The sequence below is a fragment of the Mesorhizobium sp. M7A.F.Ca.US.005.03.1.1 genome (genome assembly GCF_003997975.1).
GTDB classification, from domain to species: Bacteria; Pseudomonadota; Alphaproteobacteria; order Rhizobiales; family Rhizobiaceae; genus Mesorhizobium; species Mesorhizobium ciceri.
The window spans coordinates 29,312-55,888 of record NZ_RZRO01000035.1; the positions used below are offsets into that span (position 1 = coordinate 29,312).

Sequence of the window (26,577 nt, forward strand, 5' to 3'; positions counted from 1 at the left end):
CCCGCGGTGCGCCGTCGAAACGGCTTAATTCTGAGGCGGCAGGTTGACGGTCTCGGGCAAGACGATTCCTTCGGGCACGCTGCCGGTCATCGTCGACGTGTCGGGGCCGGCGGCGGACTTGTCGTCCATCATCGCTGCCGCGATCTTGGCGGTCTCTTTGGCGCGGGCGGTAATGGTGTGCATCGCCGACTTGCCGGTCTCGCAGACATCGGGTTTGCGTTCGCAAATGCCGGCGATATCGCCAACCGCTTCGCGTGCCGCAAACAAGGCCTGGATCGGTCCGACGCTTTCATGCCCCGCTTCATCGGGGCCGACACTCAATGGCAGCGCCAGCAGCACCAGCGAAAACCAGAAAGCCATTCTTATGAGGAAGACCATGCCCTTGCCCTCTCGTCGTGACCGGATCATGCATCCATATGGCATGACCTCTTTTGTAGGCAGGATTTTGGCACACAGGCGCAAAGGACGGCTTGCGGGCAAAGAGAGAATTTTCCTCAAATTTTAGGCAAATTCGAAACGAACCGTTCTGCAATCGATTTGTCTCAAATCCGAGTAATTTTCCTTAACAACAAATAACCATATATCCCCATGATTTCCCTGCGTTTTTCTTGAAATAGGGACGTCCAGGTGCCGAGTGCGCCCGGCCGATGGGTGCCGTCGGCGGATAACTCTCCGTTTACTATGGCTGCATTTGTCCGTGCTTTCGGCCGCCGGCATCCCGATATTTGCCGCAGGCCGGGCCCTGGTCGGCCCTGCCTTATCCATTCCTTAAACGCTGGATGCGAGTTTCAAAGCCAACCAGAACCATCTGCATAGCAGAGCTGTCCACGACAAGTGCGAGTGCGTTGAGTTGAGTTCAATCAAGGCCAGATACGTTGAATTGCCTGGCGCGATTTCGGCCGGTTGCGAACGTATGGTCCATCCGTCCATCCTTGGGCGGAGCGACCGCGAGCGCCAGCGCCGCTTTATCGGCGTCATGCTCGCCGCTCCTTTCTTTGTCGCCGGTGCCGCGGTCACGCTGGTTACTTCAGGCATGGGCGTCGCCGTCACCATGGCCGCCATTTTCGCCGCCTTTGGCCTGTGCTGGTTCGTCGCCTTGCTGGTGGCGGCGACCGGCAAGATGGCGATAGCGAGTTGGGTCGCCCTGGTGCTGGCCGGCATTTCTCTCGGCAGTCTCATTGCCGCCGCGGGCGGGCTGAGTTCGCCTGTCGCCATGCTTGTCGTGGCGCTGCCTTTTGAAGCCTGGTGGATCGGCGCTTCGCGGCGCGCGGCACTGTGGGGAGCCGTGTCGGCCGCTGTAGCCATCTTGGCTCAGCCTTTGGCTGGAACCGTATTCCCGTTCGCAGGAGCGCAGATCGCGGCGTGGCACTGGTTGGTGCCGTTGGCCTGGACGCTCACACTGATCCCGCGCGCATCGGCATTTCAAAACACGGCCGATGCGGCTGATGTGCTCGACACTGCCGACCGGCTCGAAGACACCATCGATGCGGTGGTCTTGCGCGTCGCCCGTCATGGCGAGGTCCTGGACGCGTCGCCAAAAGCGCGCACGCTTTTGAAACTGCCGCCCGAACTGCTGTCCGGAAACGGCCTCTTCGATCGCGTCCATCTGTCGGATCGCGTTTCCTATCTCAGCGCAATGGCCGACATGCGCGACGGCGCACTGTCGCGCCGGCTCGAATTGCGCATCCGGCTGCCTCAGAATGGCAATGGCCTGACGGCCGACAATTACCGGCCGTTCTCGCTTGATCTCGTGCGTGGTGAGGAACAGGGTGATGTCTTTACGTTCGTCCTGAGGCAGAATGACGAGATCGCCCGGTTGCGCGAGGATCTGGCGGCAGCCAATGAGGCGGCCGCGTCCGCCGAGGTGGCGAAGGGACGCTTCCTGGCGGTGGTCAGCCACGAACTGCGCACGCCGTTAAATGCCATTATCGGCTTCTCGGATATGCTGCTGCATGAGATGTTCGGCGCCTTCAAGGATCCGCGCCAGAAAGAATATGTCGGCTTGGTACGGGATTCGGGCCAGCATCTGCTCGCCGTCGTAACCTCGATACTCGACGTGTCCAGGATTGAATCGGGCGTCTATGCGACCGAACCCGAGCCTTTCCGGTTCGCGGAAGCGGTCGACATGTGCCAGTCGATGATGCAACTGCAGGCGCAGGCCAAGAACATCGATCTGCAGGCGCAGATCGCGCCGGACGCCGGCGACATCAATGCCGATCAGCGCGCCGTGCAGCAGATGCTCATCAACCTGGTCTCCAACGCGATCAAGTTCACTCCCGACGGCGGCAACGTCGTCGTCGGCGCCAAGCGGATCGGTTCGCGCCTGCATTTCTGGGTCAGGGACACCGGCATCGGCATCGCCGAGGAGGATTTCGCCAATCTCGGCAAGCCCTTCATGCAGATCCAGAACGACTATACGCGCCGTTTCGAGGGGACTGGTCTTGGCCTTTCACTGGTCAAGGGCCTGGTGGCGCTGCACGAGGGCACGATGTCCATCGAAAGCATGCCAGGCGAGGGCACCACGGTGACCATCAGCCTGCCGGTGAACGGACCGAAGGGACATCAGGCGGAGAAAGCCGGCGTGCTGACCATGCCTGTGGCGATGGCGAAAGGGGACAGAGATGGCTCGCTCCGGAAAACCGGCTAAGGCGGTCAAGCGCCGCAGCAATGCCTTTCAGGACGGCGCTGTCGCCGTCGGCGGCATGATCTCGCGCAATCCTGTCCTGGTGGGCGGCTCGACGGCGTTCCTGGTGACGCTGTTCTATGTCTCCGCAAATGCCTTGTGGTACCAACCTTTCCCGCATGCCGGCGCATTTTTTGCGACCCGCAGCATTGCGGGCTTTCCGCACGCGACGCCCGACGAACCGGAGACGACATTCAACATCGTGCGGCCATCCGGCGCGCCGGCACCGATCAAGGGCGATCCGGTGGTCGAGCAGGTGCAAGGCATATTGAAGGATCTCGATTTCTATTCCGGGACGGTCGACGGCATTTCCGGACCCAACACCCGCAAGGCCATCCAGGACTATCAGCAGAAGGTCGGGCTCAGTGCGTCCGGCGAGATCGACGCGCTTCTGCTCGATCAACTGGGCGCGACGCCGAAGACAGCTTCCGTCGTGCCCAGGCCGCAGCCGCGCCCGGATATGCCGGCCGCCGTTCCGGTGTCTTTGCAGACAGGTTCGGGACAGACAAATTCCGGGCAGGCGGATGCCGCGACGCAAGCGCCCGATGCCCGCATCGTCAAGATCCAGGCCGGGCTCAAGGCGTTCGGCAATGACGACATGCAGCTGGATGGTGTCGTCGGCGCGCGCACGAAGGCGGCGATCAAGGAATTCCAGTCGCTGTTCGGGCTGCCGCAGACCGGCGAGCCCGATGAGATCGTCTACGTCAAGATGCGCGAGATCGGCCTGACCAACTGACGGCCGAAACGACGGCTCGCCGAGCGGCGGAAATATCGATAGAGAACCGGCAGTTTCGGGAGCTCTCTCATGCGCGTCACATCGGATCTGTGGGTTTCGGCCCTGTTGCGCCGGATTTTCGGCGCCGGTGGATTTGCCGCCGTGGTCAAGCGTGGCGCGACCGAGGCCGGCGCTGTGTTCGTGCTGGCGCGGGGCAGGCTGGGTGAGGTTGCCCTGTTCGGGCCGGCGCCGCAGACAAGCTATGATTCGGCCAAGCCCGACGACCGGTTTTTCACTCTGCTCGGAGCTGGTGACGATCCCGCGGTGCTCGAAGCCAGGCTGGAACGGGAGAAAAAATTCGATCCCGACATCTGGGTGGTCGAAATCGAGGCCGGTGCCGTGCCCGTCGAGGAGCTTATTTCCGTGAAGACGCCCTGAGGCCGGACGAAGCCGCCGCATCGTCGCTGTTCGAAGCGGTGCGTGTATCGCTGTTGGCAGGTGCTGCGCCGCGAACCACCCTTGAAAGGATTTCCGCTCTCCACGACCGCATCTTGTCCTGGGCCGCCTCGCGATGCAGCAGCCGGTAGCGGTCGAGGAAAGTCCGGATAGCCTGCGGGTGCGGGAACTGGCTGGGATAGACGGCAACCGTGACCAGGAAGGCCCTGTCTTCGCTGAGGTCGAGCGAGCGCAAGGCGACAAGCAGCGAGGCATAATTCTGGTTGGCGGTGAGCGATCGCGCGATCTCGAAATCGATGTCGAGTGCATCGGCGAGAGCGGTCTGGAAGAACGCGGCGTTTCCCGTCAGCGCTGTCTCGCGCAATTTCATATAGGTGTCGGCGCCCTTGAAAGGGTCGGCGGTCCTCGCTGTCTTCTCGTCGCCGGTGCGCATCATCGAGCGCAGCCTGCGCCGTGCATTCTCGGCCGCGATGCCGAGTGTCTGTTCCCGGGCTGGCTCGCCGGAGGCGGTATCCGCGCTCGCTGGCGCGATCTTGTCTGCCGCGGCGGCGTTCGCATCCGGGTCCGGCGCGCGCACCAGGGTTGGCCTCTCGAGGGCCCTGATCAGGTCAGCAATGGTCGAGTTCAAGCCCTTGCGGCGCGCGATGGCACGCGCATGCGGCAGGCCATGCCGCCCGATCAGGGCGATGAGATCGATGTCGCTGACGGCGCGTGAGCGGATGAGCAGCGGCGCGGCAATGTCGACCGGTTCCTCGCAAAGACGGCGCACCAGGGCGGCGGGTGCGTATTCGCATTCGGAAAGGGCGGCTGCCACGTAACGGCGGGATTCGACGGACACGTCATTGAACAGCGGCAGCGTCAGGTCTTCGAGTTGGCCGATCTCGCGGCGTGAAGGGCGGGTGAGCGAGCAGAACGCCGACACTGCGGCGCGGAACAGCCTTTCGGCCTTTCCCGAGTCTTTTCTTACCGCGATTTGCCTGAAGTCCGAAGATGACACGAAGGATACGCCCGTACTCGTCACAAGCTTGGCGCGCTCGACCGGGACTGTGCCGGTTTTGCGAGCGCCAAGAACAAAGATCAAGTTAGCGACGATCCGTTAGCGTTCCGTTAACCCTCTGCCGGCCTTAATGACATTTGGAGGCGTTGCGTTGTGCTCCGGGGAAACCGAGAGGAATGCGCGAACCATGGGCATGGTACTGTCTTTCGTGCCGCGTACGGCACCAAACACCAGAGCAAAGCAAACCGCCGAAATGCCGGCGGCGGTGATCATCTTTCCCGGCATCCGCTATGAGCGGTCGCATGCCGGCGAAGTGCGGCCGGTCGATCCCGACAAGACGGGGTCGCCAGGGACGAAGCCGGTCCCGCACCACTGAGTTTCGGCGGCCACGGACCTTTGGTCCGGGATCATGTCTAGTGCATGTCGCCCAAAAGTGACCTCGGTTTTGGAGAACGACATGCATGAAAACAAAGACCTAAAGCGGGTCGTCTGAATCCGTTCAGACGCGACACGCTCTAGAAGTCCTGCAACTCACAGGAACTCTGTTCGAAGAAGCGCGACACGATCGGCTTCCAGCTGTCATCGGGGACGAAGGCACGGATGACGAAGATGCCTTCCTCGATCGGCGCTTCGACGAAGATCGCCCCCTGAAGATCCTCTGGAAGGTCCTTGCGCACGTCGATCATCTGCGCCGGGGTCAGCACCACGGCATCCAGAACGCCGCCGGTCGCTGTGTGGTCGTTGAAGGAATAGATGTTGTGGCCGCTGCGGTCATAGACCGACACCGACCAGAACGGGACATGTCCAGGTGCCTTGACGCGGACCAAACCTTCGCCCAGGTCGAACCGGCAGGCCGTCGCATAAAACAGCGGATCGACGGATTTCACCACGGGCGCGCCACCGGCCTCGGCATCGAGCCGCGTCATCTTGTAGAGGTCCGACGCCATTGACAGCCGCGACCAGGCATCGCGCTCGGAAAACTCAGGCACCAGCAGCAGCACGGCGATGTGCACGATGCCGGCACCGAGCAAGCCGAGCAGGACGGCATGCAGAAGTCCGCGCGTCGCAGCGTAAAAACTACGCATTGCAGCCGACCTTGACGATCCGCGGCAGCGAGACGTCCGACAGGCCCGTGCTGCTGGCGATTGGCGTGTCGTAGAAGGTCAGCACGAAATACATCCTGCCGAAGCCGTCTGTCAGCAGCCAATTGCCGGGCATCGGGTGATGGCCGGCGGAAATGATCACCGAATTGTCGGGCTGGCGCACCACCCCGTAGGATTGCAGCGCCGCCAGCCGGGATTTGCCGGTCTCGACCACGCTGAGCGACTGGTCGGCGGCGTAGAGCGTCCAGAACCGCGCCGTCGGAAATCCGCCCTCGATGGTGTAGGTGCATTCGCGCTTGAGCTCGGCGCCGCCCGTGTCTCGCTCGGCGACGAAGGACAGCCCCTCGGCACGGCCGAGTGCAAGCACGCCCTCGCGCGCCACGCGAGCCTTGGAATAAGGATCGGCGGACGGCGTGCCGATATCGGGAAAGGCTGTCCATTGACCGATCCGGATGGCGCCGACGCCATCCTGGACTTTCAGCGCATACCAGACGCTGCCGCCACCGCCGATGATGGCTATGGCAAGCGAAAGCAACGTCAGGAAGGCAGTTTTGAGCATGAAGGGCCGGGGACACCGAAGAGTTGCCGCTCGGGGATATCGCGGCGCAGGGCCTTGTGGCAAGCGGGCCGATGTAGAATTGCAGCCGCCTCTTCCTTCTCCCCCTGCGGGAGACGGTGGCCGAGCGAAGCTCGGTCGGATGAGGGGTGTTCCAGGCGCGCCATCACAGCGCCGACAGCGTCTCCGGCGGTTGAGGCGTATTGAGGACGGGCGCCGACTGGAACAGGCTGGTCATGTCCCGCAGCGTCTGCGTCGTGCGGCTGGACAGCACCGGCGGCCGTTCGGCGGCTGCATCGGCCACCGCCTGCGCGTCGCTCTTCTTCTGTGCTTCCTCGGCCTTGGCAGCGATCTCCTCGTCGACGAAGGGCTTGTCGATGCCCGGGATCGGCTTGAGGTCGATGTTCTGGTGCGCATAGACCATCAGGCGCTGCCATACCATCGCAGGCAGCGAGCCGCCGGTCATGTTCTTGGTCGGCGTGAAATCGTCATTGCCCATCCATACTGCCGCCGTGTAGTTGCCGGTGAAGCCGACAAACCAGGCGTCGCGGTAGGATTGCGTCGTGCCCGTCTTGCCGGCGACGACGATGTTGGGAAGTTGGGCCCGCCGCGCCGTGCCCATCACCGGTACTGCCGCCAGCATGGTGTTCATCGATTTCAGCGCCTGCTCCGACAACACCCGGTGTGGCGGCGGCGCATCCTTGGCGAAATCATAAACCACCTCGCCGGTGCGGGTGACGAGTTGGCTGATGCCGTGCCGGAAGCCGACGAAACCGTTGTCGGCGAACACGCTGTAGCCCGTCGCCTGGTCCATCACCGTCATGCCCGAGGTGCCCAGCACCATCGTCTTGTGCGCTTCGAGCGGCGATTCCACGCCCATCGCCTCGGCCATGGCCTTGATCGGCCCGATGCCAAGGTGATCCTTGGCCAGCCGAACCGGCACGGTGTTGATCGATTTGGCCATAGCCATGATCAGAGTTACATTGCCCGCCGATCCGCCGCTGTAATTGTGCGGCGACCAGGACCCCCAGCTGATCGGGCCGCCGGAGATGATGGAGTTGGGCGTGAAGCCGTGTTCCATCGCCGTTGCATAGACATAGGGTTTGAATGACGAGCCGGTCTGGCGCAGCGCCTTGGTGGCGCGGTTGAACTGGCTGGCGCCATAGTCGCGGCCGCCGACGATGGCGCGCACGGCGCCGTTGGTCTCGATGACGACGACGGCACCTTCGGTGACGTTGTACTCCTTGCCGAACTGGCGCAGGTGGAACTCCACCGATTCTTCCGCTGCCTTCTGGATGTTCGCGTCGAAGGTGGTGTGGGCAACAAGCGAGTGCTGGCCCGGTTTGGCGATCTTCTTGACCTCGTCGAATGCCCAGTCGAGGTAATAGTCCGGACTTTTCTGCTCGCCGCGGTCGACGACGTCGGCCGGATGCAGTCTTGCCTGCAGAACCTGGCCCTCGGTCATGAAGCCGGAATCGACAAGGTTGGACAGCACCACATTGGCGCGTGCGCGCGCTGCCGGCAGGTTGATGTGCGGCGCATATTTGGTCGGCGCCTTGAACAGCCCGGCCAGCATCGCCGCCTCGGCGAGGTTCAGATCCTTGACGCTCTTGCCGAAATAGAAATCGGCGGCCGCCTCGATGCCGAACGTACCGCCCCCCATGTAGGCTCGATCGAGATAGAGCTGCAGGATTTCCTTCTTCGACAGATTGGCCTCGAGCCACAGCGACAGGAAGGCTTCCTTGATCTTGCGCTCCAGCGTGCGCTCATTGGTGAGGAACAGGTTCTTGGCCAGCTGCTGGGTTATGCTCGAGCCGCCCTGAACGACGGAATTGGCCCGCACATTCTCGAAGATGGCGCGGGAAAGGCCGAGCACATCGATGCCGTAGTGATCGAAGAAGCGGCGATCCTCGGTAGCAAGCACCGCCTTGATGACGTGATCGGGCATCTCGTCGACCGGCACGGAATCGCGCTGGATGATGCCGCGCTGGCCGATCTCGTTGCCATAGCGGTCGAGGAAGGTGACGGCGAAGTCGCCCTGGGCGCGCCAGTCGCCGGCCGTATCCTGGAAAGCCGGAATGGCCAGCGCCAGCATCACCACGATGCCGCCGGCGCCGAGCGTAAAACCTTCGCTCAACACTTCGATGATGCCACGGCGCCAGCCGTTGACGCGGAAGCGCCGCGAGAAGATCGTCGCCGATTCCCAGAACTGGCGCGCCTTGAAGCCGATCTCGTAGAGCGAGGAATCGATCCACGCGTCGAGCGCCAGCAGCCGGGCGGCGATCGGACCTCTTCTCTTGCGCGGTTCGGGACTGGCCATTCGGAATCCGGCTAGCAATTGCACGACCTGAGTACCGCAAACCGGCAATTTCAGGGCGATGCATTCCGCAAGACTATTCCTCCATTTTTCCAGCACTCACAAGGGCAGCGAAGACACAGTATCGGGTTTGTTGCTGAGGGGCGAGCCGGCTCAGGCCGGTTCGCGCTTCAGCGCCTGCGCCATGCAGTGGATGCCGCCGCCGGTCTTCGAAATCTCGCTCATGTCGACGGCCGCGACCTCGAAACCGCGGGCCTTGAGCTGGCCGATCAGCGACTGGCTGGAGGTCGGCGCGATCACGCGGTCCTTGCCCAGCGACATGAAGTTGCAGCCGAGCGCCATCGTGTCCTGGAACGGCACGTCGATGATCTCGTGGCCTTTGCCCTTCAGCCAGTCGACAATGCCGGGCTCGGTGCAGGCAAGGCAGACGGCGGTCAGTTTTTCGGCGATCGGCACCACCATCAGGTCGATATGGACGTAATATTCGTCGATGAAAGCGATGCGGGTTTCCCAGCCTTCCTTGTCGAACCAGGCCTGCACCTGGCGCGCACCTTCCTCCTGCGTGCGCGCGCCGCCGCAGCCTATCAGCACGACGCCGTCCTCGATGACGTTGAAGTCGCCGCCCTCGAAGGTACCAGCCGTGACCATGTCGTAGATCGGGATGCCGAGTTTTTCGTAGGTGCGGATCGCGGCATAGTTCTCGCCGCGCCGCCACCAGTTGGCCATGGCGGTGATGAAGGCGCCGTAGGGCGTCATGACGCTGGAATCGCGGGAATAGACCTGCATCGGCAGCTCGGGCGTCGGCTCGTGCCAGTGGATGTTGACGCCGAAATGCTCGTAGGCGGCGACCAGGTCCTTGTGCTGTGCCTGCGCGATCTGCACGTTGCAGGGCGCCTCGCGCAGGTGCTTGCGCGACAGCGAGCTGGTCGACAGATGACGCAGGAAATTGGGCGAGCCGAGCAGGACGTCGGTCAGCACGTCGGTCTCGTTGGCAAAACCCCAGGCGGTCAGCGGCTTGGTGCCGCCGGCGGGGTTGCGGCGCTGCAGCGAAAACGGCTCGGCGACAATGCGGTCATGAACGGTCATGGGATGCTCCTCGTGAGGTGACTTGGGGGTGTCTGATTGCTCGGTATCCACCAGTCGCGTCCACGCGGGGTGGTGACATATTCTGGCCAGCGAAACCCGATCGGCGGCTCGTAGTCGCAAAGCGGTGCGATCCAGTTCGAACCGCCGATGCCGCCGCCGGTGCGGGTAACGAACTCGTCCATCGCCGCTTCGCGGGCAGTCTGGTCTTCCAGCAGGCGAAGGGCGGCAAGCGCGATCGTGCGGGAGGCGCAGGCCACCATCGGGTCGATCGTGGCCGAAATACCGCCCAGCGCATTCATCACCCAGGCTGGATAGGGATAGCCGGTCTCCGAACGCAGTGCCGGGCGGGCGACATAGAAGCGCGCCGTCGGCGTGTGCCAGCTCATGTCGGTGTAATCGTCGGAGGTCGAATTGACCTGCGAGGGCGGCAGGTCGCGGCGCAGGATCGCTTCCGCCGCCTGCGGCTCGATCAGGCGCTCCAGCTCTTCGATGAACGGCTCGTCGCTCGCCATGCGCCCGGCATTGACCTGTATTTCGCGCGCGACTGCCTTGGCGTCTTCGTCCCAGCGCGGCGGCCCGACCGTCGACAGCGCTTCATAGGCGATCTCGGCCATGGCATGATTGGCAAGTCCCGGTCGTGACTTCGACACCCAATGCCGCTCGGTGCGGCAACCACTCATCGCTGCCGCCGCCTCGGCATTGCGGTCGAGCACCGCGGTGACCTGCTCGGCCATGGCAAGCGTCGGCACGCGGATCATGTACTGAATCTCGGCCAGCCCCGCCGGCAAATTGTCGGCGGTCGCTTGCCCCGCCGTCAGGATCGCCTCGCTGATCGACCAGCCGCCCTGGTGCGGCAGCATGGAATCGCGCAGAGCCTTGGAGGCCATGTACATCATCATCAATGCGTCGTTGGCGCCGGGCGCGCGCGCCGCCGAATGTGCTTGCGGAATGGGTGCAGCGCCCGCAGCCAGCGCCCAGCGCTCCGGTTGGTCGCAGATGAAGCGATAGATCATCGCGTAGGCCGCGCCGCAATGCGTGTCCCAGCGCGCCGTGTTGCAGAGCGGCAGCATGTAGAACGGATGAAAGGAGATCATGCCGGCAAGGCCGTCATAATAGCCCTTGGCGGCATGGATCGGCTTTGACCCACGCACCTTTTCCGCCGGCTCGCCGGTGAAGCGCAGCGTGCCTGATATGCCGTGGCGCTGCATCGCGGCCTTGGTCGCCAGCAGCCCGCCGAGGCTCGAAATACCCAGCCCGGAATGCGGGTCGGTGTGGCCGCCGGCCTGATTGCCAAGTCCCCGGCGCGGACGCTCGACCGTAGCGGCATCCTGGCAATTGCCGGGCACCGCGTCGTATTCGGCGTACATGCCGATGGTCGGGCCGGGGCCGTTGGTCCAATGAGCGCAGAAGGCGGTCGGCATGCCGCCGGAGCCTTCTTCGACAGAAAAGCCTTCGAGTTTCAGTCGCTCGACATACCAGGCGGCGGATTGATATTCCCGCCACGCGGTCTCGCCGTAATCGAAGATGATGCGTGTCCACGCGGACAACAACGGCTGGATGCCGTCGAGACAGGCAAGGGCGGTTGCTTGCGCCGAGGTGGCCACCGGTTTCTCCATGGCATGAGAAGAAAGCAGTGAAGCGGTTCGCTAAAAAGTGATATGTTTTCCCGGTTCGTGCAAATTCGGTTCACCTGAGGCTCCTTGCGTATACCATCCACACAAGCGCTGCGTGCGCTCGACAGCTTCGCCCGCCATGGCAGCGTCTGGCGCGCCGCCGACGAGTTGCACCTGACCCGCAGCGCCGTGAGCCATCAGCTTCGTCTGCTGGAGCGCGATCTCGGCTTCGACCTGCTCGAACGCATCGGCAAGGGCGTGGCGCTGACGCCGCGCGGCCAGCGCTACGCCAGCGACGTGCGCAAGGCGCTCACCGTTTTGGGCGATGCGGTGACGCGGGACGCCGGCACCGGCGTCGGCGGCTCGTTCGCCGTCAGTTGCACGCCCGGCTTCGCCTCGCTGTTCTTGTGCACCCATATCGGCGAGTTCCGGCAGATGTATCCTGACGTGGCGCTGCGCATCCTGACGCCGCGCCGGCTCGACGATGTCAGCAACGCAGATGCCGATGCCTTCATTGCGTTTGGTGTCGGCAATTGGCCGAACCGGGCGGTCGAGCCGCTCTGCGAAATCTCGTTCACGCCGCTCTGCAGCCCGACGCTGCTCAACAAGGTCGGCGGGTTTTCCCGGCCGTCGGACGTGCTACGCGCCAACCTGCTGCATCTCGACGACACCGAGGATTGGGCGCGCTGGCTGGCGCTGTCCAAGGTGGAAAACCCCGACATCGAGGGTGGCATCTTCTTTTCCGATATGAACCTGGTCTTTTCGGCGGCGATTGCCGGCCAGGGCATCGCCATGGGCGACGAACTGACCAGCCGGCGGGCGCTGAGCGAGGGCCGGCTGGTCAGGCCGTTCGACATCGCGATCAAGTCGCCACGCTCCTATTTCCTGGTCTCCGAACACGCCAAGGCTTCGCATCCGGTGCTGGAAGCGTTCGCGGGATGGCTGCGGTCGAAACTCCAGGAGAACCGCATTCTGCCGTATTGAGGGCAAGGCGGCGCCATCTCGCCATAGATGAATGGAATTTGCCGATCACGCGAAAACTATTCGGTTGCGGTGAGCCGGCACCCTGCCTACGATTTCGACAAGCGTTAGGGAAAGGGCAGTATGCAGCAACCCGGCCGTGCCGCAGAGATCAAGGCAATCGGGATCGGCAAGAGCTTCGGCTCGTTCCGTGCGCTGGACAATCTGTCGCTCAATATCGGCCGTGGCGAGTTCCTGACCCTGCTCGGGCCGTCGGGTTCGGGCAAGACCACCTTCCTGATGATCCTTGCGGGCTTCGTGCAGCCGACCGAGGGCAAGCTGTTCAGCGACGGCGTCGACATCACCGACCGACCGGCAGAGCAACGGGCCGCCGGCATGGTGTTCCAGGGCTACGCGCTGTTCCCGCATATGAGCGTCGAAGCCAACATCGCCTTCCCACTCAAGGTGCGCAAGAAACCGGCCGCCGACATCAAGCGCCGTGTCGGCGAGATGATCGAGCGCGTCGGTCTCAAGGGCCACGAGAAGAAACTGCCGGCGCAACTGTCGGGCGGCCAGCAGCAGCGCGTGGCGCTGGCCCGGGCGCTGGTGTTCGAACCTGGCGTGCTGTTGCTCGATGAGCCGTTCTCGGCGCTCGACAAGAGCCTGCGCGGCCAGATGCAGGCCGAGATGAAGCGGCTGCACCAGGAAACCGGAACCACTTTCGTCTTCGTCACCCACGACCAGAGCGAGGCGCTGGCGCTGTCGTCGCGCGTTGCCATCTTCAACCACGGCAAACTGCTGCAGGTCGGAGCGCCCGACGAAGTCTACGACCGGCCGGACAACCGCTTCGTCGCCGAGTTCCTCGGCGAAATCAACATGCTGCCGCTGAAGGGCGTCAAGCCTGCCGGCAATGGCTCGACCGGCCTGTGCGAAGACCGCGCGGTCAGCATGGGCTGCAAGGCCGAACTCGTGCGCGGCGATGCCATCCTGGCGATCCGGCCCGAATACATGTCGATATCGGGCGAGGCGGCGGATGGCGAGAATGGCATCGCCGCTACCGCCACCAACTCCACCTATCTCGGTGCTGCGACGCGGCTCGACCTGACGACACGGCAAGGCGCCAAGGTTACCGTCTCGGTGCCGAACGAGGTGGCGGCCGCAGCGCTCAGCAAGGGCAATTCCGTCTGGCTCACCTGGCCGGCGGAAAAGGGTTTCCTCCTTCCGCATGGAGGGCAATGACGACGGTGTGGCGAGATATCGCTCCACCGCTTTCCGGCACTATCAACAACAAAAAAGGGGAACTGACATGACACATGACACCAAAAAACAAGCCGTCGAGAGCCTGTCCGCCAGGGCAGGTCGCGGCGAGATCTCGCGCCGGCAGTTCACACAGCTGGCGGTACTCGTGCTGGCCGGCACGCCGATGCTGCTGCGCTCGACAGGTGCCTTTGCGCAGGCCAAGGAACTGGTGCTGGTCAACTGGGGTGGCGATGCCATCACTGCCTATGATGCCGCCTATGGCCAGGCCTTCACCAAGGACACCGGCATCGCCGTCAAGATGGACGGTTCGGGTCCGACCGAAGGCGCCATCGCAGCGCAGTTCAAGAGCGGCGCGCCGACCTGGGATCTCGTCGACGTGGACCCCTTCTCGGCCATCACGCTCGGCGCCCAAGGGGCTCTCGAGCCGATCGATTACAACATCGTCGACAAGAAGAAGATGCGGCCCGGCTTTGGTTGGGAATACGCCGCCTCGACCTATTTCTTCTCCTATGTCATTGCCTATGATTCCGAGAAGTACGGCAAGGACGCGCCGACCGGCATGGCCGATTTCTTCGACGTGAAGAAATTCCCCGGCAAGCGCTCGCTCTACAAATGGGGCGTATCGAGCTGGGAAGCAGCACTTCTGGCCGACGGCATCGCGCCGGCGTCGCTCTACCCGCTCGACCTCAAGCGCGCCCATGACAAGATCGCCGCGTTCAAGGAAAACGTCGTTGCCTATTGGGGTGGCGGCGCCGAAAGCCAGAGCGTGCTGCTCAATGGCGAGGCCTCGATGGCGATCGTCTGGTCGACGCGCGCTTCGCTGATCGAGCAGGATTCGGGCGGCAAGATCAAGTTCATCTGGGATCAGGGACTGATCTCGCCCGGTGCGCTGGCCGTGCTCAAGAACAACCCCGGCGGCAAGGACGCTGCGATGAGGTTCATCGCCAGTGCCCAGGACCCTGAAAAGCAGCTGGTCATGTTCGACAAGCTCGGCCAAGGTCCTGCAAACCCGGCGGCAGACGCGCTGATCACGGCCGACAAGAAGCGCATCAACCCGGTCGATCCCGAGAACATGAAGAAGCAGATCGCGCTCGACATGGACTGGTACGCCAAGAACTACGGGCCGGCGCTCGACGAATACACCAAGATCATCTCGGCCTGATCAGGGCCGGGGTAATCGGGTCAATGAGATCCTATCTCTCCGACAGGATGGGCGCGGCGCTGTTGATGGCGCCGCTGCTCCTGTTTCTTGTCCTGGCCTATGCCTGGCCGTTCCTTGGCGTCGTCAAATGGAGTTTTACGCTGCCGACGCCCGGCCTCGGCCAATATGAGGCGCTGCTCACCGACGATCTGGTGCAGTCGGTGTTCATCCGCACGCTGCGCATCGCGGCGGTCGTCACCGTGGTCTCGGTGGCCGCTGCCTACGCCATCACCGTCGTCTGGGTGCGTGGAACCCCGGCACAGCGCCTGATCGCCGAGTTCTGCATTCTCGTTCCCTTCTGGATTTCCGTGCTGACCCGTGCCTTCGGCTGGGTGGCGCTGCTCTCCAATCGCGGCCTGATCAACACGTGGCTGCAGGCGATCGGCTTCATTTCCGAACCGCTGGCGTTGGTGCGCAACGAATTCGGCGTCATCGTCGGCATGACGCACTTCCTCATTCCTTTCGCCGTTTTTCCGCTGGCATCGGCCATGCGCAGCCTCGACGACCGCGTGCTCCTGGCGGCGCGCGGGCTCGGCTCCAGCCGCATGCGCACCTTCTGGACGGTGTTCGTGCCGATGACGCGCTCCGGCATCATAGGCGCGGCGATGATCGTTTTCGTCTTCTCGCTCGGCTTCTTCGTCACGCCAGCGATCCTTGGCGGCGGCCGCAGCGTCATGATTGCCGAGCTGATCTATCTCAGGATATTCCAGAGCCCGGACTGGGGCTTGGGTGCAGCGATCAGCGTCGTGCTGGTGCTGTTCGTCGGCGCGCTGATGGCGCTCTTGTTCCGATATGTCAGACCGAAGCAGTTGATCTGATGCCGACCTACCGCCCCGGTCCCGTCTCGCTGATCATCGCCGCCTTCGTGGCGCTGTTCCTGCTGATGCCGCTGCTCGCCGTCATCCCGGTGTCGCTGACGCCGAGCCGCATGCTGGCCATGCCGTCGGGCGAACTGTCGCTGCGCCATTACCGGGCGCTGATCGAGGACCCGCGCTGGCTCCAATCGATCCTGCTCTCGATCCGCATCGGTGTCGTCAGCAGCGCCTTTTCAACTGTGCTGGCGCTGTGCTTCAGCCTTGGCGTCTGGATGTTCCAGCCGCGCTTCACCGCGGCACTTGTCGGCTTCGTGTTGCTGCCGATGGTGGTGCCGCCCGTGGTCTCGGCGATCACGCTCTACTTCCTGCTCACCTCGATCTCGGGCTTCAGCGCGTTCTTCGGCTATGACACCTGGCTGGGCGTTGCCATGGCCCATTCGGTGATGACGGTCCCTTTCGCCACCGTGCTGATGCTGGTCTCGCTCAGCCAGCTCGACCGCCGCATAGACCTCGCCGCGCGCGGCCTAGGTGCAACTGTCTGGGAACGCGCCACCCGCATCATCATGCCCAACATCAAATTCGGCATCGTCACCGCCGCACTTCTCTCCTTCGTGCTGTCCTGGGAAGAAATCGGCGTCACTTTGTTCATCACCTCTGTCAACGCCATCACGCTGCCGCGGCTCATGTGGATGGGCTTGCGCGACAACATCGACCCGGCGATCGCGGCATTGTCGGTGATCCTGATCATCATCACCGTGCTGGTGCTGGCGGTGCGCAGTTTCGTGGCCAGGCAGCGCGGAGCCTAGACAAACCTCACCGAGACGCGGCCAAACCTGCCTAGATCGCCGATGACTTCGTCGCCTGCCTCGACGCTTATCGGTGTCACGCAGGTGCCGGTAATCACCACCTGTCCCGGCTGGAGCGCTATGCCCAAGCCCGACAGTTCATTGACGATCCAGGTAAGCGCGATGCGAGGATCGCCCAATACGGCTGCTCCCGATCCGCTATGTTGCGACCTTCCGGAAACGGACGCGATCACGGGGTGCTTTGCAAGATCCACGTCGTGCCAGTCGTCTTCCGCCGCCTCGCCGATGACAAACAGGTTGGCGCAGGCATTGTCCGCAATGAGCTGCGGCGCCCCGACGGCGCAGAAATCGTCATACCGTGAGTCCGGGATTTCGATCGCCGGGTGCAAGCTCGCTACGGCTTCCATCGCCTCGGCGATTTCATAGGGTGCCGCACGAGGCGGCAGCTCGCGGCCGAAACGGAAAGCGAACTCGATCTCGGCCACGCGCATCTTGCTCGTCGCCAGGGAAACGGTCCCGCCGATCTCCACCGCTTTCTCGGCCAGGAGACGTCCGGCCATGGGGCCGTCGACGTTGATGTGCCTTTGTCCCGCCAGACTGGTCGCGGCAATCTTCCAGCCGAAAAGCGGAGCCGCCGAGCGATCCATGACATGCGACTGGATAGCGTAACCTTCGAGCCGTGTTTGTGGGCGCAACGCCTCGGGTATGGCGTCGAGACGGGTGCCCTTGTCCCAGTGGCCTACCAACAACCGCGACGCAGCCCTGGTCTTTTCTGCATCGAGCATCATCAGCTTCCGAAATTGCTTCGTGGATCAAAAACGGCAAGGAAACATTGCGTCATGCGACGCTGTATGGAGCGAGAATATGTGACCAGGAATCGAGAGTCCATGTTCACGGCGTGGTGCCCGCGACGGTGGTCTTGGCAAAGCCGCCCTTTCGAGATCATCGGCATCCATCATTCCGATGACGAATCGCCATCGCCTCTGCGCGTCGAATGGCTATATCTGTCAGAACACGCAGAACGCGGACAGCTTCCGAAAAGCAACAGTCGGCAGCGCAGGAACCGGAGGAAAAGACGATGACCGCGCCAGGCGATTTACAGCAGGCACTGTTTCTCAGGCTGAAAAGCGATCCATCGCTGTCGGCCTTGCTGGGCGGCGCCGGACTGCTCGAACGGCCAGCCGACAACGCCGCTTTTCCGTACGTGACCTGCGGCCATACCTCCGCTTTCGACTGGGATACGGGCATCGAGAACACCGACGATCAGTTGATTACGCTGCATGTCTGGTCGAAAGCCCATGGGGATGCCGAAACGCTAGCCATCATGGCCGCCATCCAGGCGCGCCTTGCCGACGCAGCATTGGTGATCGGCCCTCGCGGCCAGACACGACTGTCGCTGGAATTTGCCGAAGCCCGCCATGACGAGGATCTGCTCGTGCATCACGGGCTGCTGCGTTTTCGCGCGATGACGCAGGAAAATGCCTGATGCGCTTTCAATATGGTCAAAACGGAGTCTAGACTGGACTTTCGCGGGATTTCGCCTGTTCGAGGCGGCGAAATCCCAGGTTGACTGTCTCGCGTTGCAGGGGTGTGGCGAGGATGTTTTCAGCGGCGTTCACCGTTCATTTCACGTTCAGCACCGATGCGTTACAACGCCGGTCATGAAAACGCTTCGCTCCCACTTCCGAACCGCGACACTGGCGCTTTGTGCTGCCGGGCTGTTTGCGTCGCAGGCGATGGCGATGCCGGTCATCGCGCCGCCCGACCTGGCCAGTCCGATCGTACTGGCGGCATCCGATTGCTACGCCATCGGCCAACAGGTGGCCGAGCAGAATGGCGGAACGCTGGCCAAGGCCTCGCAATCGACGCGCGGCGGTCAGCCTGTCTGTGTCATCGTCGTGCTCGTTCCGGGCAAGGACGGACAACGTCCGCGCCGTTCCGAGATCGTCGTTCCGCTGAACTGATCCAATCAACCTTAGGCCACGTTTCCCAGGCCGCCGGAATCGGCCTATATCTGCCCCAGTTTTCAATCCTACAAAGCTCTTCCATCCGACAAAGCTCTTCAACAGGTATCGAACTCCGCATGCGTGTACTGGTCGTCGAAGATGACAAGGATCTCAATCGGCAGATATCGGATGCGCTGGTCGATGCCGGCTATGTCGTCGACCGCGCCTTCGACGGCGAGGAAGGCCATTTCCTCGGCGACACCGAGCCCTATGACGCGGTCGTGCTCGATATCGGCCTGCCGCAGATGGACGGCATCAGCGTGGTCGAGCGCTGGCGACGCGGCGGCCGCAAGATGCCGGTGCTGATCCTGACGGCGCGCGACCGCTGGAGCGACAAGGTTTCCGGCATCGATGCCGGCGCCGACGACTACGTCACCAAGCCGTTCCACATCGAGGAGGTGCTGGCGAGGCTGCGGGCTCTGATCCGGCGCGCTGCCGGCCATGCCTCGTCCGAGCTGACCTGCGGACCGCTGCGCCTCGACACCAAGGCCTCCAAGGCCGATGTCGGCGGAGTGCCGCTGAAGCTGACGTCGCACGAATTCCGCCTGCTTGCCTATCTGATGCACCATATGGGCGAGGTCGTCTCGCGGACCGAACTGGTCGAGCATCTCTACGATCAGGATTTCGACCGCGATTCCAACACCATCGAGGTGTTTGTCGGGCGGCTGCGCAAGAAGATGGGCATCGACATGATCGAAACCGTGCGCGGCATGGGCTACCGCATGCGTGAGCCGGAGGCGTAACTCGGAACCGCTCAAACCAACCGCAAGGACGCCGCTTTCGCTGCGTTTGTGGCCGCGTTCGCTGACGTTCCGCGTCATCGCCTTTTCCACGGTCTGGGCGATCGTGACGCTCGTTGTCATCTTCACCTTGATCACCACCCTATACCGCCAGGCCAGCGAGCGCGGCTTCGACAGCCTGCTTTCGGCGCATCTGTTCAACCTGATCGGTTCGATCGGCATCTCCGACAGCGGTGCGCTGACCGGCGCGCCAGATCTCGGCGACCTCCGGTTCTCGGAGCCGAATTCGGGCTGGTACTGGTCGGTTGAGCCCGCTTCGGAAGGCGTGCATGGCGATCTCCATTCGTCGTCGATGACCACGACGATCCCGTCACCGAGCGTTGCCGAGGTGCCGTTCAACGCGAGCTTCCAGCGCAGCTACGCAGCCGAAGGCATCGACGGCGAGCAGCTCGAAGTGTTCGAGAGCGAATTCGTCCTCGACGCCAAGAACCGCGCCGCGCGTTTCCGCGTCATGGGCAACCAGAGCGAACTCGAACAGGAAATCGCCACCTTTCAGCGCCGCCTGCTGACCTATCTCAGCCTGTTCGGCGTCGGCATGATCGCCATCAACGCGATCGCAATCCTGCTCGGCCTGCAGCCGCTGCGCCGGGTCAGAAACGCGCTCGCCATGGTGCGCGAAGGCACCGCCCAGAGGCTCGACGGCCGCTTCCCGGCCGAGATCGAACCGCTTGCCAACGAAACCAATGCGCTGATCGAAAACAACAGGCGCATCGTCGAGCGGTCGCGAACACAGGTCGGCAATCTCGCCCATTCGCTGAAGACGCCGCTGGCGGTACTGCTCAACGAGGGCCGCGCGCTCGGCGGCGCCAAGGGGCAGTTGATCGCCGAACAGGCGGCTTCCATGCAGAAGCAGGTCGAACACTATCTCCAGCGCGCCCGCGTCGCGGCACAACGCGACAGCGTCGTCTACCGCACGCCGGTGACGCCGCTGGTGCAGCGCATGGTGCGGGTTCTGCGGAAGCTCAATCCGCAGACAAATCTATCGCTGTCGCTGCCGGCGGCCGAGATCGTCTTCGCCGGCGAGCGTGAGGACCTTGAGGAACTGCTGGGCAATCTCCTTGAAAACGCGATGAAATGGGCAAAGAGCGCGGTGCAGGTCTCGATCGTGCCCTTGACCGGCAAGGACGACCCGGCCGGCCTGTTCGAGATCGGCATAGAGGATGACGGTCCGGGCATTCCCGAGGACAAGGCGCGCGAGGCGCTGAAGCGCGGACGGCGTCTGGACGAGACAAAGCCCGGAACAGGTCTGGGCCTGGCCATTGTCGCAGACCTCGTCAACGAGTATGGAGGCGTTCTGGCGCTCGAACGGTCCGGTATGGGCGGATTGAAGGCGGTGGTGCGATTGCGGAGCCTTCAGTGATGTTCACCAGAGCCGATCGACATAGAGGGGCGGGAGATGTTGTTGGCGGCATGTCCATTGGTCCCGCAGCGGCCAGCGGCCAAATTTCCGACAAATATCAATACTATGGCCACGCCGACTTCTCGATGACGCGGCCCCCGGCGCATCCATGGCAGGCTCCAACTCAAGAAAACCGGTTGTTGGCATGAAGATTCGCGTCGCGCTTGTTTCCGCATTGCTGGCTGTTTCCGGCTGCACCACCTTGAGCGGCAAGGGTCCAACCGTGGCAGCGACACCGGCCTCGACACCTCCTTCCAGCGGCAAGGTGACCACGACGATCATTTCGGCGATGGGCGGCGGCCTCATCAGCGGGGCGATCGGCAACGGCCTCAGCGAGACCGAGAAGCGCAGCGCGCTCGAGGCTGAGTACAAAGCGCTGGAATACACGACCAGCGGCCAGAAGGTGACGTGGAAAGGCGCCCAGGCTTCGCGCTACGGCGAGGTGGTTCCGGCCCAGCCCTACCGCGTCGGTTCGCAGGACTGCCGCCAGTACACGCAGACGGTGTTTTCCGGCGGCGCCGGAGTCACGGCGCGCGGAACCGCTTGCCGCAACGCCGATGGCAGCTGGACGCCGCTGACCTGACGACCGTCTGCCGACGATTGGCGGCTGGCGTCGTCAAAGCGTCGCAGCATGCATCTGTTGGCACGGCAGAGCTCTGCCGTTATTGGAAGAACCATGCTGTTCTGGGTCATAGCCGCCATTCTCACGCTGGGTGCAAGCCTGGCGGTGCTGTTGCCGCTGGCCGCCAGCGCGAAGGGCGCGTCGTCGAGCGGCGAACATGATCTCGAAGTCTATCGCGACCAACTGTCCGAGCTTGACCGCGACGCTGCGCGTGGCTTGATCCAGCCGGCCGAAGCGGCCGAAGCCCGCGCCGAGATCGCTCGCCGCATCCTTCGCCTTGACAATGCGGTTACCGCCGGCGGCGCAAACGCGGGCCGAGCGCCGGCCACCGCAAGGCTGGTGGCAACCGTAGCCGTGCTGGCGGTGCCGCTGGTCAGTTGGGGGCTCTATGTCAAGCTTGGCTCTCCCGACCTGCCGTCACAACCGCTCAGCGAGCGGTTGGCCAAGAATCCCGCCGACAGTTCGGTCGACGAACTGGTGGCGCGGGCCGAAGCCCATCTGGCCGCCAATCCCACCGATGGCAGGGGCTGGGACGTGCTTGCACCGGTCTATCTGCGCATGCAGCGCTTTTCCGACGCGGCGGATGCCTATCGCAACGCCATTCGGCTTGATGGCGACAGCGCCGTTCGCCAGGCAGGTCTCGGAGAGGCGATCGCCGGCGCGGCAGGCGGCATTGTCTCGGCCGATGCCCAGGATGCTTTCGAGGCAGCCCTGAAGCTCGATCCGGCCAATGCGAAGGCCAGTTTCTACCTGGCCATGGCGTTGGCGCAGGAGGGTCGCGCCAAGGAAGCGACCACGGCATGGCAGGCGATGCTGGGCAGATTGCCGCCGGACTCGCCATGGCGCGGTGCCGTCGAGCAGGCGCTGGCCAAGTCCGGCAACCCCGAAGTGGCTTCCGGCGGCGCCGCCAACGGCCCCGATGCCGGCGATATCGACGCCGCATCCTCGATGTCGCCGCAGGATCGGGAAGCCATGATCAACACCATGGTTGCCGGCCTTGACGACAAACTGCGGCAAAATCCGAACGACCCGGAAGGATGGATGCGGCTCGTTCGTTCCTATGTCGTGCTTGGCAAGGCCGATCAGGCGCGTGAGGCGCTCGGTCGCGCCATTGCCGCCTTTGGGGCCGACAGTGACCAGGCGAAGAAATTCACCGCCTTTGCCGCTTCGCTTGGGCTTGCGGCGACGGAGTAGAACAAGACATGACGCGCAAGCAGAAACGATTGTCGGTGATCGCGGGCGGCCTGGTCTTCCTGGGTGCCGCGACCGGGCTGACTTTCTACGCGCTTGGCCAGAAGGCCTCCTATTTCTACATGCCGGCCGATCTCACCACGGCAAGCGTCCAGCCTGGCCAGCGCATCCGGTTGGGTGGATTGGTCGAAAAAGGCACGATCCAGCGCGGGCAGGGGGCCACGGTCGGCTTTTCGGTCACCGACACGCACAAATCGGTCAAGGTCACCTATACCGGCATCCTGCCCGACCTTTTCCGCGAAGAGCAGGGCGTCATCACCGAGGGTAGTTTCGGCCCGGACGGGGTTTTTGTTGCCGATAGCGTGCTGGCCAAGCATGATGAGCGCTATATGCCCAAGGAGGTTGCGGACGGCCTCAAGGCCAAGGGCGTGTGGCAGGAGAGCAAGAGTGAATAGCTCCGGCAGGAGAGCGACAGTGGATCACGGGCATGGTTGAAACCGGACATTTCGCCCTCGTCCTGGCGTTTGCGCTTTCGCTGGTGCAGACGCTCGTGCCGCTGTTTGGCGCACGCTTGAACAACCAGCGCCTGATGGCCGTCGGCGGTCCGGTCGCGGTGACCGGCTTCGCCTTGACGGCGCTGTCTTTCGCAGCGCTGGCGAGTGCCTATGCGAGCTCCGATTTCTCGGTGGCAAGCGTGTGGGAAAACTCGCATTCCTTGCAGCCGTTGATCTACAAGATCACCGGAACCTGGGGCAATCATGAAGGCTCGATGCTGCTTTGGGTGTTGATCCTGACCTTCTTCGGCGCACTCGTCGCCGCTTTCGGCTCCAACCTGCCGGCGACGCTGCGCGCCAATGTGCTTGCGGTGCAAGGCGCCATCGGCGCCGCCTTCTTCCTGTTCATTCTGGCCACGTCCAATCCGTTCATCCGGCTCAATCCGGCGCCGATCGAAGGCCGCGATCTCAACCCGATCCTGCAGGATCTCGGCCTCGCCATCCACCCGCCGTTCCTCTATCTCGGCTATGTCGGCTTCTCGATCTGTTTTTCCTTCTCGGTCGCCGCTCTCATCGAAGGCCGCATCGACGCGTCCTGGGCGCGCTGGGTGCGGCCGTGGACGCTGGTCGCCTGGATGTTCCTGACCGGCGGCATCGCCATGGGATCGTACTGGGCCTACTATGAACTTGGCTGGGGCGGTTTCTGGTTCTGGGATCCAGTCGAGAACGCGTCTTTCATGCCGTGGCTGGCGGGCACCGCGCTGCTCCATTCGGCCATTGTCATGGAAAAGCGCTCGGCGCTGAAGATCTGGACGCTGCTGCTCGCCATCCTGACCTTTTCGCTGTCGCTGCTCGGCACCTTCCTCGTGCGTTCGGGCGTGCTGACCTCGGTGCACGCCTTTGCCACCGATCCGACCCGGGGCGTGTTTATCCTGTGCATCCTGACGCTGTTTATCGGCGGCTCGCTGGCGCTGTTTGCGCTGCGCGCTTCCCGGTTGACGACCGGCGGCCTGTTCCACCCGATTTCCCGAGAAGGGGCACTCGTCCTCAACAATCTGTTCCTGACCACGGCGACGGCGACCGTGCTTGTCGGCACACTCTATCCGCTCGCTGTCGAAGCCTTTTCAGCCGACAAGATCTCGGTCGGCGCGCCGTTCTTCAATCTCACCTTCGGGCCGCTGATGGTGCCGCTGCTGCTCGTGGTTCCGTTCGGGCCGTTGCTGGCCTGGAAGCGCGGCGATGTTTTCGCCGTCGCGCAGCGCCTGATGGTGGCCTTTGCAGCGGCGCTGCTGGCGACGCTGGTCACCGCTCTGTTCATCGACGGAGCCTCGGTGTTCGCAGCCCTGGGCGTAGGCCTTGCCGTCTGGCTGATCCTTGGCGCGCTCACCGATCTCGCCGTCAAATCCGGCTTTCGGACCGTCGCAACGGGGATCATGGTCCGGCGCTTGCTCGGCTTGCCGCGCTCGGTCTTCGGCACAGCCTTCGCTCACCTCGGCCTCGGCCTGACCACGCTCGGCATCGTCGGCACACTTTGCTTCGGCACCGAGAAGATCCTGTCGATGCATGCCGGCGAGACCGTCGAACTGTCCGGCCATACGCTGCGTTTCGTCGGGCTTTATCCGGCCCAGGGACCGAATTACAGCGAGGATCGCGGCCGCTTCGAGCTGATCGGCGTCAGCGGCAGCCCTGTTGGCGAAATCAGCTCCGCCAAGCGGTTTTATCCGGTGCGGCAGATGACGACGACGGAATCCGGCATCAGGACGATCGGTTTCTCGCAGCTCTACATCTCGCTCGGCGACGAGGGCAAAGACGGTTCGGTCGTCGTGCGTTTGTGGTGGAAGCCGCTGGTGACGTTGATCTGGGGCGGTGGCCTGATGATGATGGCGGGCGCGGCGATGTCGCTGATGGACCGGCGCCTGCGCGTCGGCGCGCCGTCGCGACGGCGCAAGCAGGCGAGCGTGGTGCCATCCGCGACCCTGCCATGAACGCACGGCTTTCGCTGACCTCCATTATCCTGCTGCTGGCGCTGTTTTTTGCCGGCACGGCCTTGGCGGTGAAGCCTGACGAGATGCTGCCTGATCCTGCACTTGAGGCGCGGGCTCGGGCGCTTTCGGAAGGCTTGCGCTGCATGGTCTGCCAGAACCAGTCGATCGACGAATCCGATGCCGACCTTGCCCGCGACCTGCGCGTCCTCGTGCGTCAGCGCCTCGTCGCCGGCGACACTGACCAGCAGGTCATGGACTACGTGGTTTCGCGCTATGGCGAGTTCGTGCTGCTCAAGCCGCGTTTCGACCTGCGCAATGCATTGCTGTGGGGCACGCCTGTCCTGCTGTTGCTGGTGGGAGGCGTTTTCATCGTGCTGACCGCGCGGTCGCGTCGCTCGACGGCAACCAATGCGCTGACCACTGAGGAACAGGCGGCGCTGGACAAGATACTAGGCAATTAGCTCGGCCATTCCTCCGAGGGCCAGTCCCGCGACGTGTGAATGACGCGCAGGATAACGACGCACTGACGGCCAGCAATCGGGCGCAACTCATAAGCAATGATGTACGGCAGGCGGCCGATGAACGTCTCATATGTGCCTGTTACCCGGCCTGGCCGGCCCGTCGCCATATCACCAAGGCCTCGGCCCATTTCACGAATACGATCCGCCAGGCGTGCTTGCTGTCATTTATAAAGCCTTGTGCTGAGTTGTGTACAAGATAGCGCATAGGGCATCGCGGCCAACGGGTTTGTGCGTCTCCCGACCCCAAAACATTACCAAAGTTTCATGTGTCGGAAATGGCGCTGTAATGTGCGCCACTCTAATTCTCTTGCTTGAGGATGCCCATCAGCAGCGTCCATTTGGAAAGAGGATACGAGATCCATGAATATTGCCCCCCGTTCATATTCCGTCACCCGCAAGCGTCTCATGGCTGCCGTCGCGTCTGTCGCCGTGGCCGGTGCGATCGGCGTCGGTGCGCTGACCAGCGGAACCAGCCCTGTTCTGGCCGATGCCGTGCGCGTCGAGGCGCCGCAGGTACCGGGCTTCGCCGATGTCGTCGAGCGGGTTTCTCCCGCTGTTGTCAGCGTCAAGGTCAAGGCCAAGATCAGCCCGGCCGCCGATGACGGCTCCGACCCGTCCGACGATCAGGATGGCATGAACAACCTGCCCAACAATCCGCAACTGCGCCGCTTCTTCAAGGAATTCCGCGGCTTTGGTGATCAGGACGGCCAGGGTGGCGGCAACAGGCGCTTCAGCCATCGCGACCGCAACAACGACCAGCCGCGGCCGGTTGCACAAGGGTCCGGCTTCTTCATCTCGGATGACGGCTATCTCGTCACCAACAACCACGTCGTTTCGGAAGGCTCGGCCTTCACCGTGGTGATGAATGACGGCAAGGAACTCGACGCCAAGCTGATCGGCACCGACCCGCGCACCGATCTCGCCGTGCTCAAGGTCGATGGCGTCGGCAAGTTTACCTATGTCGACTTCGCCGATGACTCCAAGGTTCGCG

Annotated in this window: 27 protein-coding genes and 1 pseudogene; 19 read left to right on the top strand and 9 right to left on the bottom strand. The window is 63.3% G+C overall.

Features of this window, described 5'->3' with window-relative positions:
* Nucleotides 1–24: 24 nt before the first annotated feature.
* Nucleotides 25–378: a DUF5330 domain-containing protein gene (locus EN990_RS16450; RefSeq protein WP_013532658.1), complete on the bottom strand. Its 354-nt coding sequence runs from the start codon at nucleotides 376–378 to the stop codon at nucleotides 25–27.
* 535 nt (nucleotides 379–913) lie between these two features.
* Here EN990_RS16450 and EN990_RS16455 point away from each other — a divergent pair.
* From EN990_RS16455 to EN990_RS16465, 3 genes are all read left to right on the top strand, one after another.
* Nucleotides 914–2,647 (top strand): ATP-binding protein, encoded by a 1,734-nt coding sequence (locus tag EN990_RS16455; protein ID WP_127388328.1) that lies wholly within the window; start codon nucleotides 914–916, stop codon nucleotides 2,645–2,647.
* On the top strand, nucleotides 2,622–3,419 hold the full coding sequence (locus tag EN990_RS16460; protein ID WP_127385258.1) for a peptidoglycan-binding protein: 798 nt from the start codon (nucleotides 2,622–2,624) through the stop codon (nucleotides 3,417–3,419). Before EN990_RS16455 ends, EN990_RS16460 begins: the two co-directional genes overlap by 26 nt.
* Before the next feature lie 69 nt (nucleotides 3,420–3,488).
* The gene (locus EN990_RS16465) at nucleotides 3,489–3,836 is read left to right on the top strand and encodes a DUF1491 family protein (protein WP_013532655.1); all 348 of its coding nucleotides are present in this window, start codon (nucleotides 3,489–3,491) and stop codon (nucleotides 3,834–3,836) included.
* On the opposite strand, the gene EN990_RS16470 is transcribed toward EN990_RS16465, so the two are convergent.
* The gene (locus EN990_RS16470; RefSeq protein WP_164753794.1) at nucleotides 3,814–4,851 is read right to left on the bottom strand and encodes a hypothetical protein; all 1,038 of its coding nucleotides are present in this window, start codon (nucleotides 4,849–4,851) and stop codon (nucleotides 3,814–3,816) included. The two genes, EN990_RS16465 and EN990_RS16470, sit on opposite strands and share 23 nt — an antisense overlap.
* 187 nt (nucleotides 4,852–5,038) lie before the next feature.
* Here EN990_RS16470 and EN990_RS16475 point away from each other — a divergent pair, with 187 nt between their 5' ends.
* Entirely contained in the window at nucleotides 5,039–5,227 is a 189-nt protein-coding gene (locus tag EN990_RS16475) for a hypothetical protein (RefSeq protein WP_013532653.1), read from the top strand.
* A gap of 139 nt (nucleotides 5,228–5,366) precedes the next feature.
* Here the strand turns inward: EN990_RS16475 and EN990_RS16480 are convergent, their stop codons facing one another.
* The 5 genes from EN990_RS16480 to EN990_RS16500 form a co-directional block, all read right to left on the bottom strand.
* Nucleotides 5,367–5,936, bottom strand: coding sequence for a DUF1254 domain-containing protein (locus EN990_RS16480; protein WP_127370118.1), 570 nt, complete (start codon nucleotides 5,934–5,936; stop codon nucleotides 5,367–5,369).
* A complete protein-coding gene (locus EN990_RS16485) occupies nucleotides 5,929–6,513 on the bottom strand; it encodes a DUF1214 domain-containing protein (RefSeq protein WP_063171733.1) in 585 nt (194 codons plus the stop codon). The genes EN990_RS16480 and EN990_RS16485 overlap by 8 nt, the downstream gene beginning before the upstream one ends.
* 163 nt (nucleotides 6,514–6,676) lie before the next feature.
* A complete protein-coding gene (locus tag EN990_RS16490) occupies nucleotides 6,677–8,830 on the bottom strand; it encodes a penicillin-binding protein 1A (protein WP_013532650.1) in 2,154 nt (717 codons plus the stop codon).
* Between the two features lie 150 nt (nucleotides 8,831–8,980).
* A complete protein-coding gene (locus EN990_RS16495) occupies nucleotides 8,981–9,913 on the bottom strand; it encodes a dimethylarginine dimethylaminohydrolase family protein (RefSeq protein ID WP_013532649.1) in 933 nt (310 codons plus the stop codon).
* Entirely contained in the window at nucleotides 9,910–11,529 is a 1,620-nt protein-coding gene (locus tag EN990_RS16500; protein ID WP_206524306.1) for an amidohydrolase, read from the bottom strand. The genes EN990_RS16495 and EN990_RS16500 overlap by 4 nt, the downstream gene beginning before the upstream one ends.
* A gap of 84 nt (nucleotides 11,530–11,613) precedes the next feature.
* On the opposite strand from EN990_RS16500, the gene EN990_RS16505 reads away from it, so the two are divergent.
* The 5 genes from EN990_RS16505 to EN990_RS16525 all read left to right on the top strand — a co-directional run bounded on the left by EN990_RS16505 (nucleotide 11,614) and on the right by EN990_RS16525 (nucleotide 16,568).
* Nucleotides 11,614–12,510 (top strand): LysR substrate-binding domain-containing protein, encoded by an 897-nt coding sequence (locus EN990_RS16505; protein WP_013532647.1) that lies wholly within the window; start codon nucleotides 11,614–11,616, stop codon nucleotides 12,508–12,510.
* A 120-nt stretch (nucleotides 12,511–12,630) separates the two neighbouring features.
* Nucleotides 12,631–13,725 carry an ABC transporter ATP-binding protein gene (locus EN990_RS16510; RefSeq protein ID WP_127385415.1) on the top strand — a complete coding sequence of 365 codons (1,095 nt, stop codon included), beginning with the start codon at nucleotides 12,631–12,633 and terminating at the stop codon, nucleotides 13,723–13,725.
* A 67-nt stretch (nucleotides 13,726–13,792) separates the two neighbouring features.
* The gene (locus EN990_RS16515; protein ID WP_127368572.1) at nucleotides 13,793–14,908 is read left to right on the top strand and encodes an ABC transporter substrate-binding protein; all 1,116 of its coding nucleotides are present in this window, start codon (nucleotides 13,793–13,795) and stop codon (nucleotides 14,906–14,908) included.
* Between the two features lie 23 nt (nucleotides 14,909–14,931).
* Nucleotides 14,932–15,765, top strand: a complete 834-nt coding sequence (locus EN990_RS16520) for an ABC transporter permease (protein ID WP_013532644.1) — start codon at nucleotides 14,932–14,934, stop codon at nucleotides 15,763–15,765.
* Nucleotides 15,765–16,568: an ABC transporter permease gene (locus EN990_RS16525; protein ID WP_027162976.1), complete on the top strand. Its 804-nt coding sequence runs from the start codon at nucleotides 15,765–15,767 to the stop codon at nucleotides 16,566–16,568. Before EN990_RS16520 ends, EN990_RS16525 begins: the two co-directional genes overlap by 1 nt.
* Here the strand turns inward: EN990_RS16525 and EN990_RS16530 are convergent.
* Nucleotides 16,565–17,353 carry a fumarylacetoacetate hydrolase family protein gene (locus tag EN990_RS16530; protein WP_064993410.1) on the bottom strand — a complete coding sequence of 263 codons (789 nt, stop codon included), beginning with the start codon at nucleotides 17,351–17,353 and terminating at the stop codon, nucleotides 16,565–16,567. The genes EN990_RS16525 and EN990_RS16530 overlap by 4 nt on opposite strands.
* A 293-nt stretch (nucleotides 17,354–17,646) precedes the next feature.
* On the opposite strand from EN990_RS16530, the gene EN990_RS16535 reads away from it, so the two are divergent.
* The 9 genes from EN990_RS16535 (at nucleotide 17,647) to EN990_RS16575 (ending at nucleotide 25,526) form a co-directional block, all read left to right on the top strand.
* Nucleotides 17,647–18,054 carry a DUF3168 domain-containing protein gene (locus EN990_RS16535; protein ID WP_064993409.1) on the top strand — a complete coding sequence of 136 codons (408 nt, stop codon included), beginning with the start codon at nucleotides 17,647–17,649 and terminating at the stop codon, nucleotides 18,052–18,054.
* A 175-nt stretch (nucleotides 18,055–18,229) separates the two neighbouring features.
* Nucleotides 18,230–18,532 carry a hypothetical protein gene (locus EN990_RS16540; protein WP_013532640.1) on the top strand — a complete coding sequence of 101 codons (303 nt, stop codon included), beginning with the start codon at nucleotides 18,230–18,232 and terminating at the stop codon, nucleotides 18,530–18,532.
* Nucleotides 18,533–18,651: 119 nt separating this feature from the next.
* Nucleotides 18,652–19,317, top strand: a complete 666-nt coding sequence (locus EN990_RS16545) for a response regulator transcription factor (RefSeq protein WP_013532639.1) — start codon at nucleotides 18,652–18,654, stop codon at nucleotides 19,315–19,317.
* Nucleotides 19,301–20,734 (top strand): ATP-binding protein, encoded by a 1,434-nt coding sequence (locus EN990_RS16550; protein WP_024505287.1) that lies wholly within the window; start codon nucleotides 19,301–19,303, stop codon nucleotides 20,732–20,734. Before EN990_RS16545 ends, EN990_RS16550 begins: the two co-directional genes overlap by 17 nt.
* Before the next feature lie 184 nt (nucleotides 20,735–20,918).
* Nucleotides 20,919–21,356: a hypothetical protein gene (locus EN990_RS16555; RefSeq protein ID WP_013532637.1), complete on the top strand. Its 438-nt coding sequence runs from the start codon at nucleotides 20,919–20,921 to the stop codon at nucleotides 21,354–21,356.
* 93 nt (nucleotides 21,357–21,449) lie between these two features.
* Complete coding sequence (gene ccmI / locus EN990_RS16560; protein WP_127385414.1) at nucleotides 21,450–22,589, top strand: c-type cytochrome biogenesis protein CcmI; 1,140 nt, start codon at nucleotides 21,450–21,452, stop codon at nucleotides 22,587–22,589.
* Nucleotides 22,590–22,597: 8 nt separating this feature from the next.
* Entirely contained in the window at nucleotides 22,598–23,041 is a 444-nt protein-coding gene (gene ccmE, locus EN990_RS16565; protein ID WP_013532635.1) for a cytochrome c maturation protein CcmE, read from the top strand.
* A gap of 32 nt (nucleotides 23,042–23,073) precedes the next feature.
* Nucleotides 23,074–25,065: a heme lyase CcmF/NrfE family subunit gene (locus tag EN990_RS16570; RefSeq protein WP_024505285.1), complete on the top strand. Its 1,992-nt coding sequence runs from the start codon at nucleotides 23,074–23,076 to the stop codon at nucleotides 25,063–25,065.
* The gene (locus EN990_RS16575; protein WP_013532633.1) at nucleotides 25,062–25,526 is read left to right on the top strand and encodes a cytochrome c-type biogenesis protein; all 465 of its coding nucleotides are present in this window, start codon (nucleotides 25,062–25,064) and stop codon (nucleotides 25,524–25,526) included. The genes EN990_RS16570 and EN990_RS16575 overlap by 4 nt, the downstream gene beginning before the upstream one ends.
* On the opposite strand, the pseudogene EN990_RS16580 reads toward EN990_RS16575, so the two are convergent.
* A pseudogene (locus tag EN990_RS16580) lies at nucleotides 25,523–25,741 on the bottom strand (type II toxin-antitoxin system RelE/ParE family toxin); the annotation flags it as partial. The gene EN990_RS16575 and the pseudogene EN990_RS16580 sit on opposite strands and share 4 nt — an antisense overlap.
* A gap of 205 nt (nucleotides 25,742–25,946) precedes the next feature.
* On the opposite strand from EN990_RS16580, the gene EN990_RS16585 reads away from it, so the two are divergent.
* Nucleotides 25,947–26,577: trypsin-like peptidase domain-containing protein (locus EN990_RS16585; protein ID WP_206526344.1), on the top strand; the 631-nt coding region annotated here is incomplete at its 3' end.

Excerpts from the sequence above, each read along its gene's own strand:
- EN990_RS16450 (WP_013532658.1), bottom strand. The coding sequence starts at position 378 with ATGGTCTTCCTCATAAGAATGGCTTTCTGGTTTTCGCTGGTGCTGCTG.
- EN990_RS16455 (WP_127388328.1), top strand. The coding sequence starts at position 914 with ATGGTCCATCCGTCCATCCTTGGGCGGAGCGACCGCGAGCGCCAGCGC.
- EN990_RS16460 (WP_127385258.1), top strand. The coding sequence starts at position 2,622 with ATGGCTCGCTCCGGAAAACCGGCTAAGGCGGTCAAGCGCCGCAGCAAT.
- EN990_RS16465 (WP_013532655.1), top strand. The coding sequence starts at position 3,489 with ATGCGCGTCACATCGGATCTGTGGGTTTCGGCCCTGTTGCGCCGGATT.
- EN990_RS16475 (WP_013532653.1), top strand. The coding sequence starts at position 5,039 with ATGGGCATGGTACTGTCTTTCGTGCCGCGTACGGCACCAAACACCAGA.
- EN990_RS16480 (WP_127370118.1), bottom strand. The coding sequence starts at position 5,936 with ATGCGTAGTTTTTACGCTGCGACGCGCGGACTTCTGCATGCCGTCCTG.
- EN990_RS16485 (WP_063171733.1), bottom strand. The coding sequence starts at position 6,513 with ATGCTCAAAACTGCCTTCCTGACGTTGCTTTCGCTTGCCATAGCCATC.
- EN990_RS16490 (WP_013532650.1), bottom strand. The coding sequence starts at position 8,830 with ATGGCCAGTCCCGAACCGCGCAAGAGAAGAGGTCCGATCGCCGCCCGG.
- EN990_RS16495 (WP_013532649.1), bottom strand. The coding sequence starts at position 9,913 with ATGACCGTTCATGACCGCATTGTCGCCGAGCCGTTTTCGCTGCAGCGC.
- EN990_RS16500 (WP_206524306.1), bottom strand. The coding sequence starts at position 11,529 with ATGGAGAAACCGGTGGCCACCTCGGCGCAAGCAACCGCCCTTGCCTGT.
- EN990_RS16510 (WP_127385415.1), top strand. The coding sequence starts at position 12,631 with ATGCAGCAACCCGGCCGTGCCGCAGAGATCAAGGCAATCGGGATCGGC.
- EN990_RS16515 (WP_127368572.1), top strand. The coding sequence starts at position 13,793 with ATGACACATGACACCAAAAAACAAGCCGTCGAGAGCCTGTCCGCCAGG.
- EN990_RS16520 (WP_013532644.1), top strand. The coding sequence starts at position 14,932 with ATGAGATCCTATCTCTCCGACAGGATGGGCGCGGCGCTGTTGATGGCG.
- EN990_RS16525 (WP_027162976.1), top strand. The coding sequence starts at position 15,765 with ATGCCGACCTACCGCCCCGGTCCCGTCTCGCTGATCATCGCCGCCTTC.
- EN990_RS16530 (WP_064993410.1), bottom strand. The coding sequence starts at position 17,353 with ATGCTCGATGCAGAAAAGACCAGGGCTGCGTCGCGGTTGTTGGTAGGC.
- EN990_RS16535 (WP_064993409.1), top strand. The coding sequence starts at position 17,647 with ATGACCGCGCCAGGCGATTTACAGCAGGCACTGTTTCTCAGGCTGAAA.
- EN990_RS16540 (WP_013532640.1), top strand. The coding sequence starts at position 18,230 with ATGAAAACGCTTCGCTCCCACTTCCGAACCGCGACACTGGCGCTTTGT.
- EN990_RS16545 (WP_013532639.1), top strand. The coding sequence starts at position 18,652 with ATGCGTGTACTGGTCGTCGAAGATGACAAGGATCTCAATCGGCAGATA.
- EN990_RS16555 (WP_013532637.1), top strand. The coding sequence starts at position 20,919 with ATGAAGATTCGCGTCGCGCTTGTTTCCGCATTGCTGGCTGTTTCCGGC.
- ccmI (WP_127385414.1), top strand. The coding sequence starts at position 21,450 with ATGCTGTTCTGGGTCATAGCCGCCATTCTCACGCTGGGTGCAAGCCTG.
- ccmE (WP_013532635.1), top strand. The coding sequence starts at position 22,598 with ATGACGCGCAAGCAGAAACGATTGTCGGTGATCGCGGGCGGCCTGGTC.
- EN990_RS16570 (WP_024505285.1), top strand. The coding sequence starts at position 23,074 with ATGGTTGAAACCGGACATTTCGCCCTCGTCCTGGCGTTTGCGCTTTCG.
- EN990_RS16575 (WP_013532633.1), top strand. The coding sequence starts at position 25,062 with ATGAACGCACGGCTTTCGCTGACCTCCATTATCCTGCTGCTGGCGCTG.